Here is a 15,625-nt window from a genome sequence, read left to right as displayed (position 1 = left end):
TTTCCGATATTCATTCATTTATGTCCTAAAGGAGAGAATCTTCCCATGACACCTGCTTCACAGGCTTATTCATCGATGTACAGTGAACAAGTATTCATCCCGGGCACATCCTACATATATCGTGTGCAGCACCGCATTATGGAAGGCGATTGCCAATGCGATCATGGCCCTCGATTCGTTACCGCACCTGATTTTTATATAGATCGTTACCCTGTTACCAATCTGCAATTTCAAGCCTTTCTTGAAGAAAGCGGTTATTGGCCCGACGACGACACCAACTTTCTCAAGCACTGGGTGGGCAATGTGCCTTCCTTGGGCAAAGAACATCACCCTGTCATTTGGGTAAGCCAGCGTGATGCTAGGGCTTATGCTTCCCATTACGGAAGCAGGCTTGCGAGCGAGATCGAGTGGCAGCTCGCGGCGGGCGGAGCGAAGAAATTGAAATGGCCTTGGGGCATGGGGTTTCTTGCAGATCGCTGTCATGCCGCGGGTGTAGATACGCAGCCAGTTGACGCTAATCCGGATGGTGTTAGCCCGTACGGCTGCTTCGACATGAGCGGCAACACATGGGAATGGGTGAGCGATGTCGTGGATGACGAGCAGCATCGATTCACCTTCCTTCGCGGCGGTTCTTATTACAAAGCTCAGCATACTTGGCACGCTGAAGGCGGGCCTCATCCGACCGATTTCCATTTGAAATTTCAATTACTGAACGAAGGCTTGAATCGCTGTGAAACGGTCGGATTCCGCTGCGTGAAGGAGACTAACCATGATACGAACAGATCATAACGGACTCATCACCATAGAAAATGAAAAAATGGGCTTCACCCTTCAGGTTTCCGATCACCTTACCTTGTGTGCGGTGAAGCATCATGCGATTCCTGTCCGCGAGTCGTTGTCAGTTGAACAATGTGAATTGTTCGTGATGGATGTGGAGGGCGGTCATTCCTTGCCCGCAAGCCATTGGAAGGTTGGCAGGGTTGATACCGTTTCCGATCTAACGGAAGAGATGATTTCCGTGGAGCTTCAGACCGAGGTCGGTCAGAACTTACTGTTCGCAAAAGTGATTTTCCTGCATCATCTTGGGGAGCAATCGATCCGTTTCTTGATTCAGTTCGCAGCTGAATGGGATGAATGGGGACCGCGCGAGGTCTACATGCGCATGCCTTATCTTGCTCAACTTCAGTTGGTAGACGGCGAAGACAATCATTACTTCTTCCCATCGAACCCTCAATCCAAGCGAGATGGCAGCAGTATTGTTCAAATGCATGTTGAATTCACGATGCCCCTTGGCATCTTCCATCCGAACCAGCAGCAAGGCTTCAGCTTAGCTTTTCCGAATTTGAACGAAAATTGGTTCATCTGGGTTCAGAATCGCAATATGGACATGAAGCCATGGACGACTTTAAAGGAATTACAGCAGCATCAGTTCCTGCTTCGCCCTGATCAGGTGTTGGCTGATGTGATGGAAATCAAATTTACAGCTATTGATCATGGTTGGACGGAGTTTTTCAGTGAATGGCGCAAAGAAGCCCGCGAACCGATTAATTTCGAGGAATATAAGCGTCCTGAGCTGCATTGGTACAAAGACACGTTCCTTCAGCATTTCACTTATTTATATAGCAAAGAAATCTACAATTTCGAGACGAATGAGATTGAGGTCGATCGGTTTCTATCGGAAGGTGAAGCTTTCGGCGGCTATGATTCCGTTCTGCTGTGGCACCAATATCCGCGTCTTGGCGTAGATCCCCGTAATCAGTGGCAGTTTTTCGAGGACTTTCCGGGCGGCATGACGGGACTGAAGGAACTTGTGGAGCAGTTCCACCGTCGTGGAGTGAACGTGTTTCTCCCTTTCAAGCCGTGGGACATTGGATTTGACGAATCCCCTAAACAGTCTACCTTCAGCATTGTAGAAGTGGTTCGGGAAACAGACATCGATGGTGTTTTCCTCGATACGATGGATAGCGTGCCAGACGGTTTTCGTGAAGCGATCAACGAGGTCAAGCCGAGTTTTGTCTTCTGTTCCGAAGTCCGTCCGAAGAAAAGGAATCAGATCAAGCTGATCACCGGCTCCTGGAATCAATTCAAAAACCGTGAATCCATGCCCGAGGTGGATGCCTTCCGGTACGTCATGACGGAGCACTTCTCCCCCATCATTTCTCGTTGGCACGTCGGCGTTCGTAAGGATTTGCTAATTAAACGGGCTATTTTCAATGGGACAGGTATTCTAATCTGGCAGGATGTATTCGGCAGTTGGTTACCTTATCATGCCGAGCACAAAGCGTTAATTAAGAAATGGAAACAGGTTTGGAAGGCGCATAAAGCCAACTATCAAAGCAGCAAGCCCCTTCCGCTTTATCCAACGCTGAGAGCTGGTTTACACTGCAACATGTTTCCTAGCGACGATGAGTCGAGTGTGATTTACACACTTTACAACGATACGAGTGAAACCATAGAAGGTGAATTGTTGGTTCATAGTTACCCGGAATTAATGGGTATCTCTGAATTATGGCACGAGCAGCCTGTTTATCTTGAAGTGGAATCGGGAAAGATCTCTGGGGAAGTGATGCCTAAGGAGCTTGTGATTATTAAAGTCGGGAGGGTACATTCACATGGAACGCACACAAATGAATAACCTAGGCATGCTGCCATTAGCAGGTATCTGTGACTATGAGAAGGCATGCACAATCGGATATGACGTTGATCACAATGTAAACTTGCTTAAGAGATATGTTTACGCTGAAAGTCAATTGACTCAAATTTACGCCGCTCATATCGCTCATGTTCCGGAGTGGGAAGCGAAATGTGCTTCCGGGTTGCATATTTGGTTGGATGCCGAACATAGCAGCATGTTGCGGAAAAGAATCATTGAAATGCGGGAACCTCCACTCCATCTCGATACAGTACCTGATGAAAGGCTTGAAGCTTTCTTTGGCGAACTCATTCGTTCAGAGACGACGCTAGAACTTCTGGTAGGGATTTATGGCGTAGCCAAACCTGAACTCATTCGCTCCCTTCGTAAACACTTGGCGGAAACCAACCCTCTGGTGGATCATCCTACTTGTCGTGTTCTCAAAATCATCCTCATGGAAGAAGAAGAAATGCTCGTCTGGGGTGAACAAGCGATTCAGGCATTGACGTTAACAGAGGAGGATCGTATTTTCGCTCAAAAGTGGCAGCAACATCTAACATATTTTTTATACGCCGCAGGCGGTATTGCTGGTGATTTGGAGAAGCCTCACGAATGGACACATCCAATTCCACGAACTGATGTAGATCAGCCCTATGAAATGAGGGTCGAACCACGCCGCGATGCCCGATTCGTGGATACCGACAATATGAGCGCTAAGTTGGATAGCTATTATTTAGACGAAAATCGACCAGCCGACGAGAGGACCTACGCGCTTCTATACAAAAGATTGAAAGAAATGGATGTACCCGAGTGGATGGGGCCAATTATCTATAAAACCAAAGGAAAACCTTGGGAATACTATCAAGACATGAGCAGGCAGCTGTGGGACGAAACACGTCATTCTATGCTAGGCGAGGTGGCCCTCTATCAAGACGGGGTTCCTTTTTATAACTATCCGATTTCCTTCAAAACAAGCCTGCTGCTCAACACAGTATTCGAGCCATTGGAAGCCCATATTGTGCTCTGGTATATCGAACAAGGACTTATGCCCAAGGATACAGGAAAGCGTTTGGAATGGTTCATTGCCAAGGAATCGGACAACGAGCTCGCCAAAATGGTTCAGGACTACGATTGGGCAGATGAGGTGCTGCATGCACAAATCGGTAGGAAATGGCTTGTTCCAGAGATCGGCAGTTTGGATGCCTTGCGAAAAAAAGGAAAAGAAATCATGGATAAGCTGGGTGAGGAATTCCCTAAGCTGGACTCCAACTCCGATCATGAACAATGGTGGCCCGTATTTCTTGAGGAAATTCGCGCAGGCCGTGATCGGAATCGCAGTTGATATAGTTCATACGTAGTAAATCTTTTAGAAAAAAAGCCGCTTCTCTTCTAATTAGAAGAGAAGCGGCTTTCATTTATGGTGTATGAATGCCTTTGGCGTAGCTGATATGTGAGAGAGGCTGGAGGAACCCTTATAGAATGCGGGCTTTCGACGGTGAGGGGAACGTGAGAGGCAGGTGAAATGGTGCGCACGGCTGAGTGAAATATCCGTCTAGAGAATGATCTTAAACAACTGAGTATATAATACACTGTTTATATGATCCACAATTTACAGGACGGGGAGATAACCATGAATAACTATTCCATTGAAGTTAACGGTTTGCATAAAAGTTTCGGCAAACAAACCGTGTTGGACGGCATTGATTTGATGGTAACGAAAGGAACGATTTTCGCTCTGCTCGGGCCTAACGGCGCTGGTAAAACCACACTGATTAATATTCTATCCACGCTATCCGAACCGGACGAGGGCTTTGCACGCATCGAAGGGTACGACGTGATCGCTGACCGCAAGGCGGTTCGAGGCTCGATATCGCTCACGGGGCAATTCGCTGCGGTGGATGAAGTGCTGACCGGCCACGAGAATATCATCATGATGTGCCGATTATCTGGTCTATCTGCTGGCGAGTCTCGCCTACGTGCTGCGGAGCTGCTGAAACAATTCGAGCTCGAAGGCGCGGCAGGCAAGCGCGTGAAAACCTACTCGGGCGGCATGCGCCGCAGATTAGATTTGGCAGTCAGCCTTGTCGTCAGCCGGCCCGTTCTCTTCCTCGACGAACCGACGACGGGTTTGGATACGGTCAGTCGCCGTTCCCTTTGGGAGACGATTCTGCGATTGAAGCAGCAAGGCATGACGATTCTGTTGACGACGCAATATTTAGAAGAAGCCGATCAGCTTGCAGACGAAATCGCAGTGCTGAATCACGGACGAATCGTCGCATCTGGCTCCGCCGAGGCCTTGAAAGCACGTGTTGGCGGTGAAGTCATCGAGCTCCGGAATCACAAGGACGAAGTCATTCAATCCATACCGACGAGCGGCAGTGTTCAGGATGTTCGTCACACGTTGAACGAAATTGGCCACTTGTGCCCACCAGGTACGCGCATCTTCATTCGTAAGCCTAGCATAGACGACGTCTTTCTTGCGTTGACGACAACTGATCACAAGGAGGCTTCACTCGCATGAACGATTTTCAATCGATGAACAATCCTCAACCTGTGCCTAAGCCTGCTTCTTTCGCAGCAACTAACGCCGTCTTCATCGGACGCAGCATCCGTCATAGCTTGCGCAATATCGAGTCGCTCATGATGGCCATCATGCTTCCCATTATGTTAATGCTGCTGTTTACTTATATATTCGGCGGTGCACTCGATCCGAGCGGCGACTACGTGAACTATGTTGTGCCGGGCATCATCCTATTGTGCGCTGGCTTCGGCTCATCCAGCACGGCTGTTGATGTTGCAACGGACATGACAAATGGTATCATCGACCGCTTCCGGACCATGCCGATCCGCAGCATCAGCGTTATCACGGGGCATGTCGTGGCAAGTCTAGCCCGGAACTTACTTGCTACTTGTATGGTCATCGGCGTTGCTTTGCTTGTTGGCTTCCGCTCAAACGCTAGCTTCATCGAATGGCTAGGAGCTATTGGCGTCATCATCTTGTTCATTCTGACCTTTACCTGGCTGTTCGCTGCAATCGGACTCGTCACGGGCAGCCCCTCCGCTGCCAGCGGATACGGTTTCGCGCTGCTGTTCCTCCCTTATTTATCCAGCGCCTTTGTCCCGACGAACACAATGCCCTCTTGGATGCAAGGTTTCGCTAACCATCAGCCGATCACGCCCGTTATAGAGACGATTCGCGGACTGCTAACGGGTACGCCGGTTATGAATAATGGCTGGTGGGCCATCGGATGGTGCACAACCATTCTGATGATTGCCATTGGCTGGTGTATCCTTGCGTACCACCGCAATAGCGGGAAATGAGTACTATTCGAAGGAATGGAAAAGGAGCTAAGTCGCGCGTTTGCGCTTAGCTTCTTAGTTTTTTTGCGATTTGTCTGGTTGTGTACTTACGCCTAGAGCAAGCGTGACTGGTCAAAGATGCTAAAGTACACTTATTTTCGGGGAATTCGGGTAAACATAGTCTAATTAATGCGAAAGTACAACCTCTTGGACTGAAAGGACCACATTTGCTGAGTGTTGACAGAAATTGTTGCACTTTCGCAAGCATTTGAAATAGTGAGGTTAGTTCGATAAAAAAGGATGCACTTTTGCACTTCTCAGCTATATTCACTTCAAGAACAAGGTGATTATCAGGAATGTCTTCCTCTTAGTCCCTCGTCTATTGGATGTGCGTCATTCCACACAATATTTCTCCGTACCTACAAAGGGATACATCATTCCCATGAAGAATGAGTATGTAAATCATTAGAAAATATGGAGGACGATACATTTACATGGTTATTCGGTCTAAGATTTTAGCAAAAACTGCATTAGCATTAGGATTGCTGCTAGTCCTCGCCAATAATACGTCTGTTCCACTTAGCCACGCTGAGGGAGCTGATGTAGGCTGGAAGGATATCGCTGTTGGAGGGCGCGTCAGCCTTGGAATCAAACACGATGGCAGTGTCTGGGCATGGGGAGAAACGAACCGTGGAGGTGTTTTCGGCAATGGAGAAAAAGGTCCAAGTGCTACGAACACGAAAGTTCCTACTCAGGTTAAAGAATTAAGTGATGTCATCTCCATTGCTGCTGGTTCCGAGCACGCACTCGCCGTTAAAAAGGATGGTACTGTTTGGGTATGGGGTGACAATTTGGGCGGACAAGTCGGTGACGGTATGCAGACATCTCTTGAGACAGGTTCTGGAAAAATGGTTACTGATAATAACCGTGCTCTTCCTCATCAAGTTGAAGGATTATCACATGTCGTTTCCGTTTGGGGAGCTTGGGGGAAAAGCTATGCGATTAAAGATGATGGTACATTATGGGCCTGGGGAGGCATCTACTATAAGAAATCCGATGGATCTACAGGTACCTACACATCCCCTGTCCAATTAAGATTTCAAAATGTTAGTCGTATTTCAACGGGATATGGTGATAATCTATTAGTTCTTGAAAAGGACGGAACAGTATGGACCTTAGACCGAGGAGCCATCGTTAAGATTGACGGACTCAGTGATATAACAGCTATCGCGGCAGGCGGAGCCAATTCCTATGCCCTACAAAAGGATGGCACCGTTTGGGTATTTGGATCAAATGGTCAAGGTGTTGTCTATGGACAAGACACAGCTAATAAATCCGCTCCCCAGAAAATACAAGGCATCCAAGACATTATCGATATCCGCGCCACTGCTGGCGGTCCCCTTTATTTGAAGAAAGATGGTAGCGTTTGGGCTAGCGGTGATAACCGAGGTGGTCAATTAGGGATTGGATCCTATGATAATAGTGAAGTCCCTGTACAAGTAAAAGACTTGATGAAAGTCACTAAAATCGGCGCACATGGGACCGGATATCGTTCCTTAGCACTTAGAGAAGATGGCACACTCTGGTCGTGGGGTGGCGGTTATTCCGGCGACGGTACGGAGTGGTATCGGACTGAACCCGTTTGGATTAAAAGTAAAGAGGATGAAGCAACACCTCAAAGTACATTGATATCTGTACGTCTTGATGGGACATTGCTCTCGTTCGACCAGCAACCCACGATCATCAATGGTAGTACACTGGTCCCTTTACGTAAAATATTCGAAACCCTTGGAACTCTCGTTACATGGGATGCTGGTACCTCAACAATTACAGCAACGAAGGGTAACAGCATCCTAACATTGGTCGTAGGAAACATGACGGGCACCTTGAATGGAAAGTCTATTAATCTTGACGCGCCTCCTACAATAATAAATGGGAGCACCCTAGTGCCTGTTCGTTTTATAGCTGAGTCACTTGGTACCAAGGTTGATTGGGTTCCTGAAACACATACAGTTAACATCCTCACGAAATGAGAAAAAGGCCATTCCTTCTTGTAGAAGGACGGCCTTTTTGGTGTACTAACTAGGTTAATCAAACGTGATGAAATCGAAATCGATGTACCGATCCTGTAGCAGTTTCATTTTCTCTTCCGCCTTCAAAACCGTCACGATAACCTCGTCTTCATCATTCTCTATCACAGCGAACTGATATTCATTCGCCTTCATCATGGCATTAATTTCCTTGAGAATACCGTAGGTATCTATATAACCCCCCACATAGTCAGGATGGATAACTCGCTCTTGGCCATTCAACTTAAAGCTAACAGTGATTGGCCCCTCTTCTGCTTCCCATGTTTCCTTGATATCGGTTGGCTGAAATGCCCCACGGGATATCTTGCTCCACTGTCTTAACGTGGTGACATAGGCATCTTTCCCCTTGCTGACATCTAAATCCCAATCCTCTAACCAAACACGGTCTTTATCTTCTTGCAACAGATAGAGTTCAGCTAATCCATCGTAATACTCGCTAGAATCGAAAGGATCCCAATCCGTAAAACTCTTATAGAATTCCAACACTTTCTTATCGAAGTCTTGATTTGTCAGGCCCTTATCACTTTCAAAAAAGCCTAGATTCCGATAATAATGCGCTGCATCTAACAATCGTTCGGTAGGCTTAAGTTGACCAAACTTCTCCTTACTTAACTGATAGGGTGTTTTTATTTCTTCCAACGATTGTATGATTTTTTGATAATCTTGGTTTATTTCCGAGTAAACGAGTTCTCCAGAGATGAGAATAACATTAAAATAGCTGTACTTCCCGTCGACTATTGTATGGGAGACAGTAAAATCTTCACCATTCGTTCCGCTCTTTGAATAGGAAAATTGCCGTGCATTCAACCCGTTCGTTGTCAATGATTTTTCCTCGTAAAACTTGGTTACCTTCTGTTCCTCCAACACTTTCTTTATACCCGCTTCGTATTCATCGAGTGCCAGAGTCTTATCGAATAGTGACTTTGACTCTGAAGAAGATATCAAAGCGTTATTACCGCTTAACGCGTATAATTGGAAATTAGCGTTAGCTGGAGGCGTTTTACTCAGCCAATTGCCGCCTAATGTTACTTTTAACTTCTTATCAGGAGTAACAATGGATCGAGCAGGTTGAAGATAAATGGTTTTCGAGCTGCTTTCCCAAGTGACAACATATTTGGACGCTTCTCCTACAAACCGGATTGGCACAAAAATACTGCCTTCGATATTTCTCGGTGCAACGGTTAACGTATTGGAATCGCCGTTCAAAGTAGCATTTGGATTATCAACCTGCAGAGTAATCTTCGCTCCCTGCTTCTCCGCTTGAATGGTTCGTGTTGTCTCATCCCACTGAATAACGAAACCTAGCTTTTCAAAAAGAGGTCGGAACTGCACTAATGTTGTTCCCGCATCTACTAATGGAGCATGATCAAATAGAACGCGGTCGTCGTTCACTAATACGGATATGCCAGATACCTTGTCCGATGAAGCAGAAGCCCGATTTACTGCAACTCCCGATTGTTCTAGTTGTTCTAACAGCGTGTTAGACACTTCATTAATAGATTCTTTTGTAACATAGATATGATGCAGTTTATTCATTGTGCCGATCGCTGAAATATCTGTAACTGGATTATTTGAAACATCAAGCCATCCTATTTTAAGCTTGGTAAGTGGAACAATACTCTTAATCCTATTGTTACTTGCCAGCAAATCGGTCAGAGCAGTCAGACGAGAAAAACACCCAATTTCCTCAATTTGATTATTGCTCATGACTAGTTTTTGTAATGCATACAGATTGGCGATCGGACAAGCATCTTGAATTTGATTATGATCTATAGCAAGAAACGTTAACTTATATAAGCTACTGAGCGGACTGATATCTGTAATCTCCTGATTAGGCAAGTATAATTGTTGCAGATTACGTGCCATATTCAAGCCTTTCAGACTTTTAATTTTCTCCTTACCCTTCGGATATAGGGAAGTTAGTTTTTGTAAATTTGTATAATCCAGTGCTGTATCCGCATCTAATTTCAACTCAGCCCGAATTTCTTTTTCGAGGGCCAGATCCTCGATTTTAACCTCTGGCGATGCAGCATATGTCTGAGAGGGGATCAAGCTGCTCATCGATAGCATACCGATTAAAGCAATAGCGAGAGCTTTGTGTTTCACTTTTCATACCTCCTATTCGTTCTACTTGCTTTCAATTACAACCATTTGATTCTGGTCATCCCAATCTACCTTAGCGCCAAGCATCTCGCTGACAAAACGGACAGGTACAAACGTCGTTCCATTTTGTATCTTCGGAGCTATCTCTAGGTGAGTAGCACGGCCGTTGATGGAGGCTTCCTTCGAATCGATTGTTAGTACTACTTCAATGTTTCCTTTCGTCGCTTTGACCGTACGCGTATGCTCGTCCCATGTCACACTAGCGCCTAGTGCGTTAAAAATTCGACGCATCGGAAGTAAGACACTCCCCTCTTCACGCAGAGGTTTCTCATCGCTAGAAAAAATCTGGATATTTTTATTGATCATAACGGTAAGCTCATTGCCATACGAAATGACAACACCGCGCTTCTGGGCAACCTGAATAAATGCTAACGAGTTCTCATCAAGCGGATTGTTCCCAACATGAATCTCCCATAGATTTGGATGATCATTTAGTGCTTCAATATGGGTAATCTGATTGTTAGCCAGGTATACCTTTGTTAATTTCGTAAGCTTCGATAAAGCCGAGATGTCCTTAATCTGATTGAAACTAGCATCTAGATCAGACAAGGTTGAGAACCACTTGATTCCCGAAATATCAGTGACATTATTATTGGATATGCTCAAACTCACTAATCGACGAAGTTCTTTTAATGGCGTTAGGTCCCGAATGTTATTTCCGTCCAGAGAAAGGTAGTTTAATCGCTCCAGGTTAGATAAAAAACTGATATCGGAGAGACCATTGTATCCCAATGTTAAAAATGAAAGAGAGGTCAATTGACCGAGCCTTGAAAAATCCTGCACTGGCACCCGATCCAAGAATAGCGTTGATAGTTTATGCAACTGCACTAATGGTGTAATATCAGTAATTGGATTATAGCTGAGTTGTAAATCAGACAAGTTGGTCATAAGTGACAACGGATTAAGTTCAGTGATTTGGTTATTCATTACGTTCAGATGTTCTAAAGAAGTCAACTTCGTTAGCGGTCTAATATCTCGGATAAGATTTTCAGAAAGATCGAGATTAGTTAAACTATGCATGTCATGCAAGAATGTCAGATCTTCTATTCCAAAGTTGGAAAGATCGAGCCACTCCAGTTTTTTTAGTTTTTGAAGAACAGAAAAGTCCTTAACCGGGTTATCATCAAAACTTAGGATGGTAAGCCCCGGCATGTTTTGAATAACTTGGATATCTGCAATGTGATTACGGCTAATTGAAAGTGATGATAGTTTCGTTAACCTGTTCAGCATGCTAATATCTTCGATCTCATTACTGCTTATGTATAGTGAAGTTAAATTAGTCAAGCCAGACAGTGGAGAAACATCTTTAACATGATTAATATAAATCTGCAAAGAAGTCAGACTCACCAAACCTTGTAAGGGAGATATGTCATAGATTTCGTTAATGTAAAGGCTTAAATCTTCGAGTTTAGTTAGTCCTCTTAGAGGCTCCAGGTTGCGTATTTTATTATTGTCCAAAGTTAAAATCTTTAAATTGAACAATCCACTTAAAGCGCTAATATCGGTTATTTCATTATGATTAAAATCAATAGATACGAGCTGTGTTAAGTTAGCAATCGGCGTTAAATCAGAAACTTTATTTTCTCCCATACGAATTGAGGTTAGATTTTTAGCATATTCCAGGCCATTCAAGCTTTGGATACCTAACCAGCTTGCGCCCGAAATCGACTGTAATGACAACATATCCTTCTCTGTTATTGGCTCATCTGAAAGTTTCAACTGCTTCCGAATTAACGCATCTAATGCGGGATCTTCGATCACTACACTAGTCGTCGATTCAGCATGCACTAGGCCTGAACCCCCTATGAATTGCCCTATGGATAAAGAAAGTAGAAAAAGTGCAGTGATACAAATAGTTATCTTTATTCGTTTCAAAATCTTATCCTCCTGTTCAAATTTCACCTTACAGCTCCTCCCCATTATAGTAGAGTGAAACCTTGTCAGTATACTACATATTACACTTTATTCAATAAATGAAATGAATACTCAAGATAGGGTCTGTACGGATGACGATCAACAACGCTTTCAACATTCCTGGCAAAAGAAATAGCTGTCCGCAAGTAGATCCATCTACTTGTAAACAGCCGTTTTTTGTACTTAATCAAAAATCGAATAAGAAGTCCCTTACCCCTGGCCCACTGCTTTCTGCTTCAAATAGTGCTCAATCCCGTCCAATATCCGTTCGAGTCCGAAATCCAGATCGTTGCCGATTGGATTTTCCACTTCGTCCGTATAAGCACCTGCCATCAAGATCGGATACAAACTGGGAAACCGATCCGGCTTAACCAGTTGCTTAAGCGCGGCACCATAAGGAATACCGCTAAATGCTTCCGGACTCGCACCATCGCGGATGGCCTTGTCCATATCTCGTGCGATAAGACCACATGCTCTAGAATAGCTGCTTATGAGCAATAGGAATGACATTTTCTCAAAATCGTTCAGCGGGAACTCCCGCATAATTCTAAGCGCCCAATCGATCACTTGAAGATTGTTTGGCGTGAGTGGAACGCTCGTAATCGGAATATCGCCATACCAAGCATGTTTACGGAACACCTCCACACAAGCCCAAACGTATTCCCTCATCTCTTCGCGCCACGGTTTACCCGCCACTTCAGGAGGAATCGGAATATCGCAGATGGCCTCCTGCATCAGTACGAGCAGATCTTCCTTACTTGTGATGTAGCGATACAAGGACATCGTCGTATATCCTAACGATTGAGCCACTCTGCTCATCGACACGGCTGCAAGTCCATCACTGTCGGCAATGACAATCGCCGCATCGACGATTTTTTTTATGCTAAGCTCGCCCTTCGGCCCTCTACGGGACGGCTTTACAAGTCCCCAGCTCAGAGCTACCCCTGACGGTAAGCTTTGTATCGTTGCTTCATCGATTTCGTCGCCGATCTCCATGTTGTTCAATCCTCCATCATCCTAGCAATCCCGAAAATGTATACATCGTATACAGTATATCATAATCACTTTTAGACTGCTCGGATGGAGGCCAGGAGGGTAGTTTGTTCTGAGGTAGGTTGCAGTGTTGTTTAACTGGAAAACGTAAGAAAAAATACAGTTAATTCTTCTCAATACGACCAATCTGATCAAATTGGCTGAAATTAACTGTAGAAAATACATCTATTCCTCATATTTCCACTAATTCGGTGAAATTAACTACATAAAATCCATCTATTCCTAGGAGGAGGGAAGGGGTGGGAAGGGAGGACGGGTTGTTATGTGATTGCTTAAATGCGAGTTGTTTCTCGTTCTATAAAAGAAAGGGGAACTTCAAATTCTCGGTCCTCGCCCGTGTTTACGTCATGTCCAAACTTATGCAGCAATTTATTTATGGCCATCTGGGCCTGAAGTTGGTAAGGTATGTCCCAGCTGGAAATGCCAGGGTAGCTATGCATAGCAATATAATCGTTATTAATACCGATCATTTGAAGTCGGCCCGGTATGTCGATCTTTCGTTTATTGGCAGCTGAAAGCAGCTTTAACGCGACATGATCATCAAAAGCAATCAGCCCCGTTCGCTGCGCTTGCCCGGCCATCACCTCTTGGAGAAATGCATCCAAGTCCAATTCCTTCATATCAACAATGTGATGAGGGATTTCCACAGCCAGTTCTTGTATGCCCATCATAAATCCATTTCGGCGCTGTTCATCGATCACGTTGGAGTACTTACTGCCTACGTAAATGAGTGAATCACAGCCACGATCCGCAAGCATCTTCGTTGATTGTCGGCAAGCTTCGGCAAAGCCTAAATTTACGGCCCCTACGGCAATATCCTCCGGCCAACCCCAGCCATTAATGAGCACTAGAGGCGTTCCGCTATTTACGATTGCGCGTGTGGAATCCATTCCCATCGCTAATCCATGACAAATGAGTCCATCCACTCTTCGCTGCAGCAAAACCTCTAAATTTCTTCGTTCAATCGTCGGGTCGAATCCACCTGAGGAAAAGACAGATAAATGATAACCCGCATGGTGTGCTTCCAGTTGTAAGTACTCGGCTAACCGTCCGTAATAACTCGTTAACCCAGGAACAATGAAGCCAATTTCAAAGGTTTTGTTACGACTTAACCCTGCTGCCATGGTGTTGCGTCGATACCCCAATTGCTCTGCCGCCAATTCGACTTTGCGAATCGTCTCTTTGGACGAACGAATCCCGCCGCGATTCAGCACATTGGAGACCGTGGCAATCGATACCCCTGCTGCTGCTGCCACATCTACAATGGTGACTTGTTTCGGTTTACTCATATGTGTTTCAGCTCCAATAGTTAAACGCTTAACATGCTCCTCCAGATTAAATTGAACCGTAACACCTGTCAAGCGAAATACGTTGGAATGCCAGAACTATTTAAAAAAAGAATCGCCCCCAGGCCATGAATGCTGCCTTAGAAACGATTCCTGCAATCGGTTATTCAGTTAATGTGGGTACACTGTCTCAAACTCATCGCCGCATGGACCGCCATTTGGGTTAATCTCTAAGGAGACAGGCTCCCCATTTGATCGATACAAAGGCCGGTAATGATTACTAATATGCGTCGCAGAGGCATTGGCGTAATGGCAGATGAACGCACGGCGGAAGCGATCCTTGGACTTATTTCGATAAGAACCATGAATCAAATTTCCATTGAAAAAGAGGACATCGCCTCGGTCCATGATGACTGGCATCGCCTTCTCGTCCTTAGGCGGCTTCACATAGTGGGTCGTAAATGATTCCTTCGCATCTGCGATGTCGGGACACGAAATTTCGAGCGCGTTCGTTTTCGGCACAACGAGCAATCCCCCATTTTCCTCATCTGCCGCGTCGATCGCTGTCCAAGCTGCAATACAATTACCTGGTTCCACCTGCAGATAAAAGTTATCCTGATGAAGCGCTTGCCCCCGGGAGCCTGGCGGTTTGTAATAAAACATACTTTGAGCAGCCAGTGCCTCTTCCTCATACAAATCTGCTAGCACCTCTAGTACAGGCTGATGCAGCATATAGGTCTTAGCGGTCTCATTAAACCGATGCGGGTGCATGACACGCGGGTAGCGTTTCAAGGGATCTGTGACTTCGGTCGTCAGCTCAGGCTCGAAATAGCCTGGAATCGCTTGACGGCTGATCGCTTCAAAGGTCTCATCAATTTCCGCCAGATTCCCCTCCGAAAATAACCCTTTCACGATCACGTATCCCTCTGTTTCAAAATGTTGTTTTTGTTCCTTCGTCAATTTCATTAGCGATTTCGTCATCCCTATTCCCTCCCAAATCGACCTTCATTTCTATGTCTTTAGCATATCGAAATAACCGGTTACTTAGAAGTAATAATCTTGCTTAATATTCCTATAATTCTGCTATGACTATCAAGTATATTTTTGAAAAATTCCGCGGCAATAATAAAATTATTTTAATCCTATCAGAATACTATGAATTAGCGTATAATGATGATAACAACAAT

11 protein-coding genes are annotated in these 15,625 nt (G+C 45.2%); 6 read left to right on the top strand and 5 right to left on the bottom strand.

Annotation, left to right across the window (positions count from 1 at the left end; translation table 11 throughout):
• Positions 1 to 45 precede the first annotated feature (45 nt).
• The 6 genes from AC58PQ_RS15980 (at position 46) to AC58PQ_RS15955 (ending at position 7,965) form a co-directional block, all read left to right on the top strand.
• A complete protein-coding gene (locus AC58PQ_RS15980) occupies positions 46 to 789 on the top strand; it encodes a formylglycine-generating enzyme family protein (RefSeq protein WP_497243107.1) in 744 nt (247 codons plus the stop codon).
• Positions 770 to 2,635 (top strand): hypothetical protein, encoded by a 1,866-nt coding sequence (locus AC58PQ_RS15975; RefSeq protein WP_497243105.1) that lies wholly within the window; start codon positions 770 to 772, stop codon positions 2,633 to 2,635. The genes AC58PQ_RS15980 and AC58PQ_RS15975 overlap by 20 nt, the downstream gene beginning before the upstream one ends.
• Complete coding sequence (locus AC58PQ_RS15970; protein WP_497243103.1) at positions 2,613 to 3,974, top strand: hypothetical protein; 1,362 nt, start codon at positions 2,613 to 2,615, stop codon at positions 3,972 to 3,974. Before AC58PQ_RS15975 ends, AC58PQ_RS15970 begins: the two co-directional genes overlap by 23 nt.
• A 288-nt stretch (positions 3,975 to 4,262) precedes the next feature.
• Entirely contained in the window at positions 4,263 to 5,153 is an 891-nt protein-coding gene (locus AC58PQ_RS15965) for an ATP-binding cassette domain-containing protein (protein WP_497243101.1), read from the top strand.
• Positions 5,150 to 5,953 carry an ABC transporter permease gene (locus AC58PQ_RS15960; RefSeq protein ID WP_497243099.1) on the top strand — a complete coding sequence of 268 codons (804 nt, stop codon included), beginning with the start codon at positions 5,150 to 5,152 and terminating at the stop codon, positions 5,951 to 5,953. Before AC58PQ_RS15965 ends, AC58PQ_RS15960 begins: the two co-directional genes overlap by 4 nt.
• 473 nt (positions 5,954 to 6,426) lie before the next feature.
• Positions 6,427 to 7,965 (top strand): stalk domain-containing protein, encoded by a 1,539-nt coding sequence (locus AC58PQ_RS15955; protein ID WP_497243097.1) that lies wholly within the window; start codon positions 6,427 to 6,429, stop codon positions 7,963 to 7,965.
• Positions 7,966 to 8,019: 54 nt separating this feature from the next.
• On the opposite strand, the gene AC58PQ_RS15950 is transcribed toward AC58PQ_RS15955, so the two are convergent.
• The 5 genes from AC58PQ_RS15950 to AC58PQ_RS15930 all read right to left on the bottom strand — a co-directional run bounded on the left by AC58PQ_RS15950 (position 8,020) and on the right by AC58PQ_RS15930 (position 15,419).
• The gene (locus tag AC58PQ_RS15950; RefSeq protein ID WP_497243095.1) at positions 8,020 to 10,128 is read right to left on the bottom strand and encodes a stalk domain-containing protein; all 2,109 of its coding nucleotides are present in this window, start codon (positions 10,126 to 10,128) and stop codon (positions 8,020 to 8,022) included.
• Positions 10,129 to 10,149: 21 nt separating this feature from the next.
• On the bottom strand, positions 10,150 to 12,087 hold the full coding sequence (locus AC58PQ_RS15945) for a leucine-rich repeat domain-containing protein (RefSeq protein ID WP_497243093.1): 1,938 nt from the start codon (positions 12,085 to 12,087) through the stop codon (positions 10,150 to 10,152).
• A 222-nt stretch (positions 12,088 to 12,309) separates the two neighbouring features.
• Positions 12,310 to 13,095 (bottom strand): TetR/AcrR family transcriptional regulator, encoded by a 786-nt coding sequence (locus tag AC58PQ_RS15940; RefSeq protein WP_497243091.1) that lies wholly within the window; start codon positions 13,093 to 13,095, stop codon positions 12,310 to 12,312.
• Between the two features lie 329 nt (positions 13,096 to 13,424).
• Positions 13,425 to 14,441 carry a LacI family DNA-binding transcriptional regulator gene (locus AC58PQ_RS15935; protein WP_497243089.1) on the bottom strand — a complete coding sequence of 339 codons (1,017 nt, stop codon included), beginning with the start codon at positions 14,439 to 14,441 and terminating at the stop codon, positions 13,425 to 13,427.
• A 168-nt stretch (positions 14,442 to 14,609) separates the two neighbouring features.
• Entirely contained in the window at positions 14,610 to 15,419 is an 810-nt protein-coding gene (locus AC58PQ_RS15930; protein ID WP_497243087.1) for a phytanoyl-CoA dioxygenase family protein, read from the bottom strand.
• Positions 15,420 to 15,625 lie beyond the last annotated feature (206 nt).

It is taken from the genome of Paenibacillus sp. J22P143, from assembly GCF_059692035.1.
This window is presented reverse-complemented; position numbering and strand designations above follow the sequence as displayed.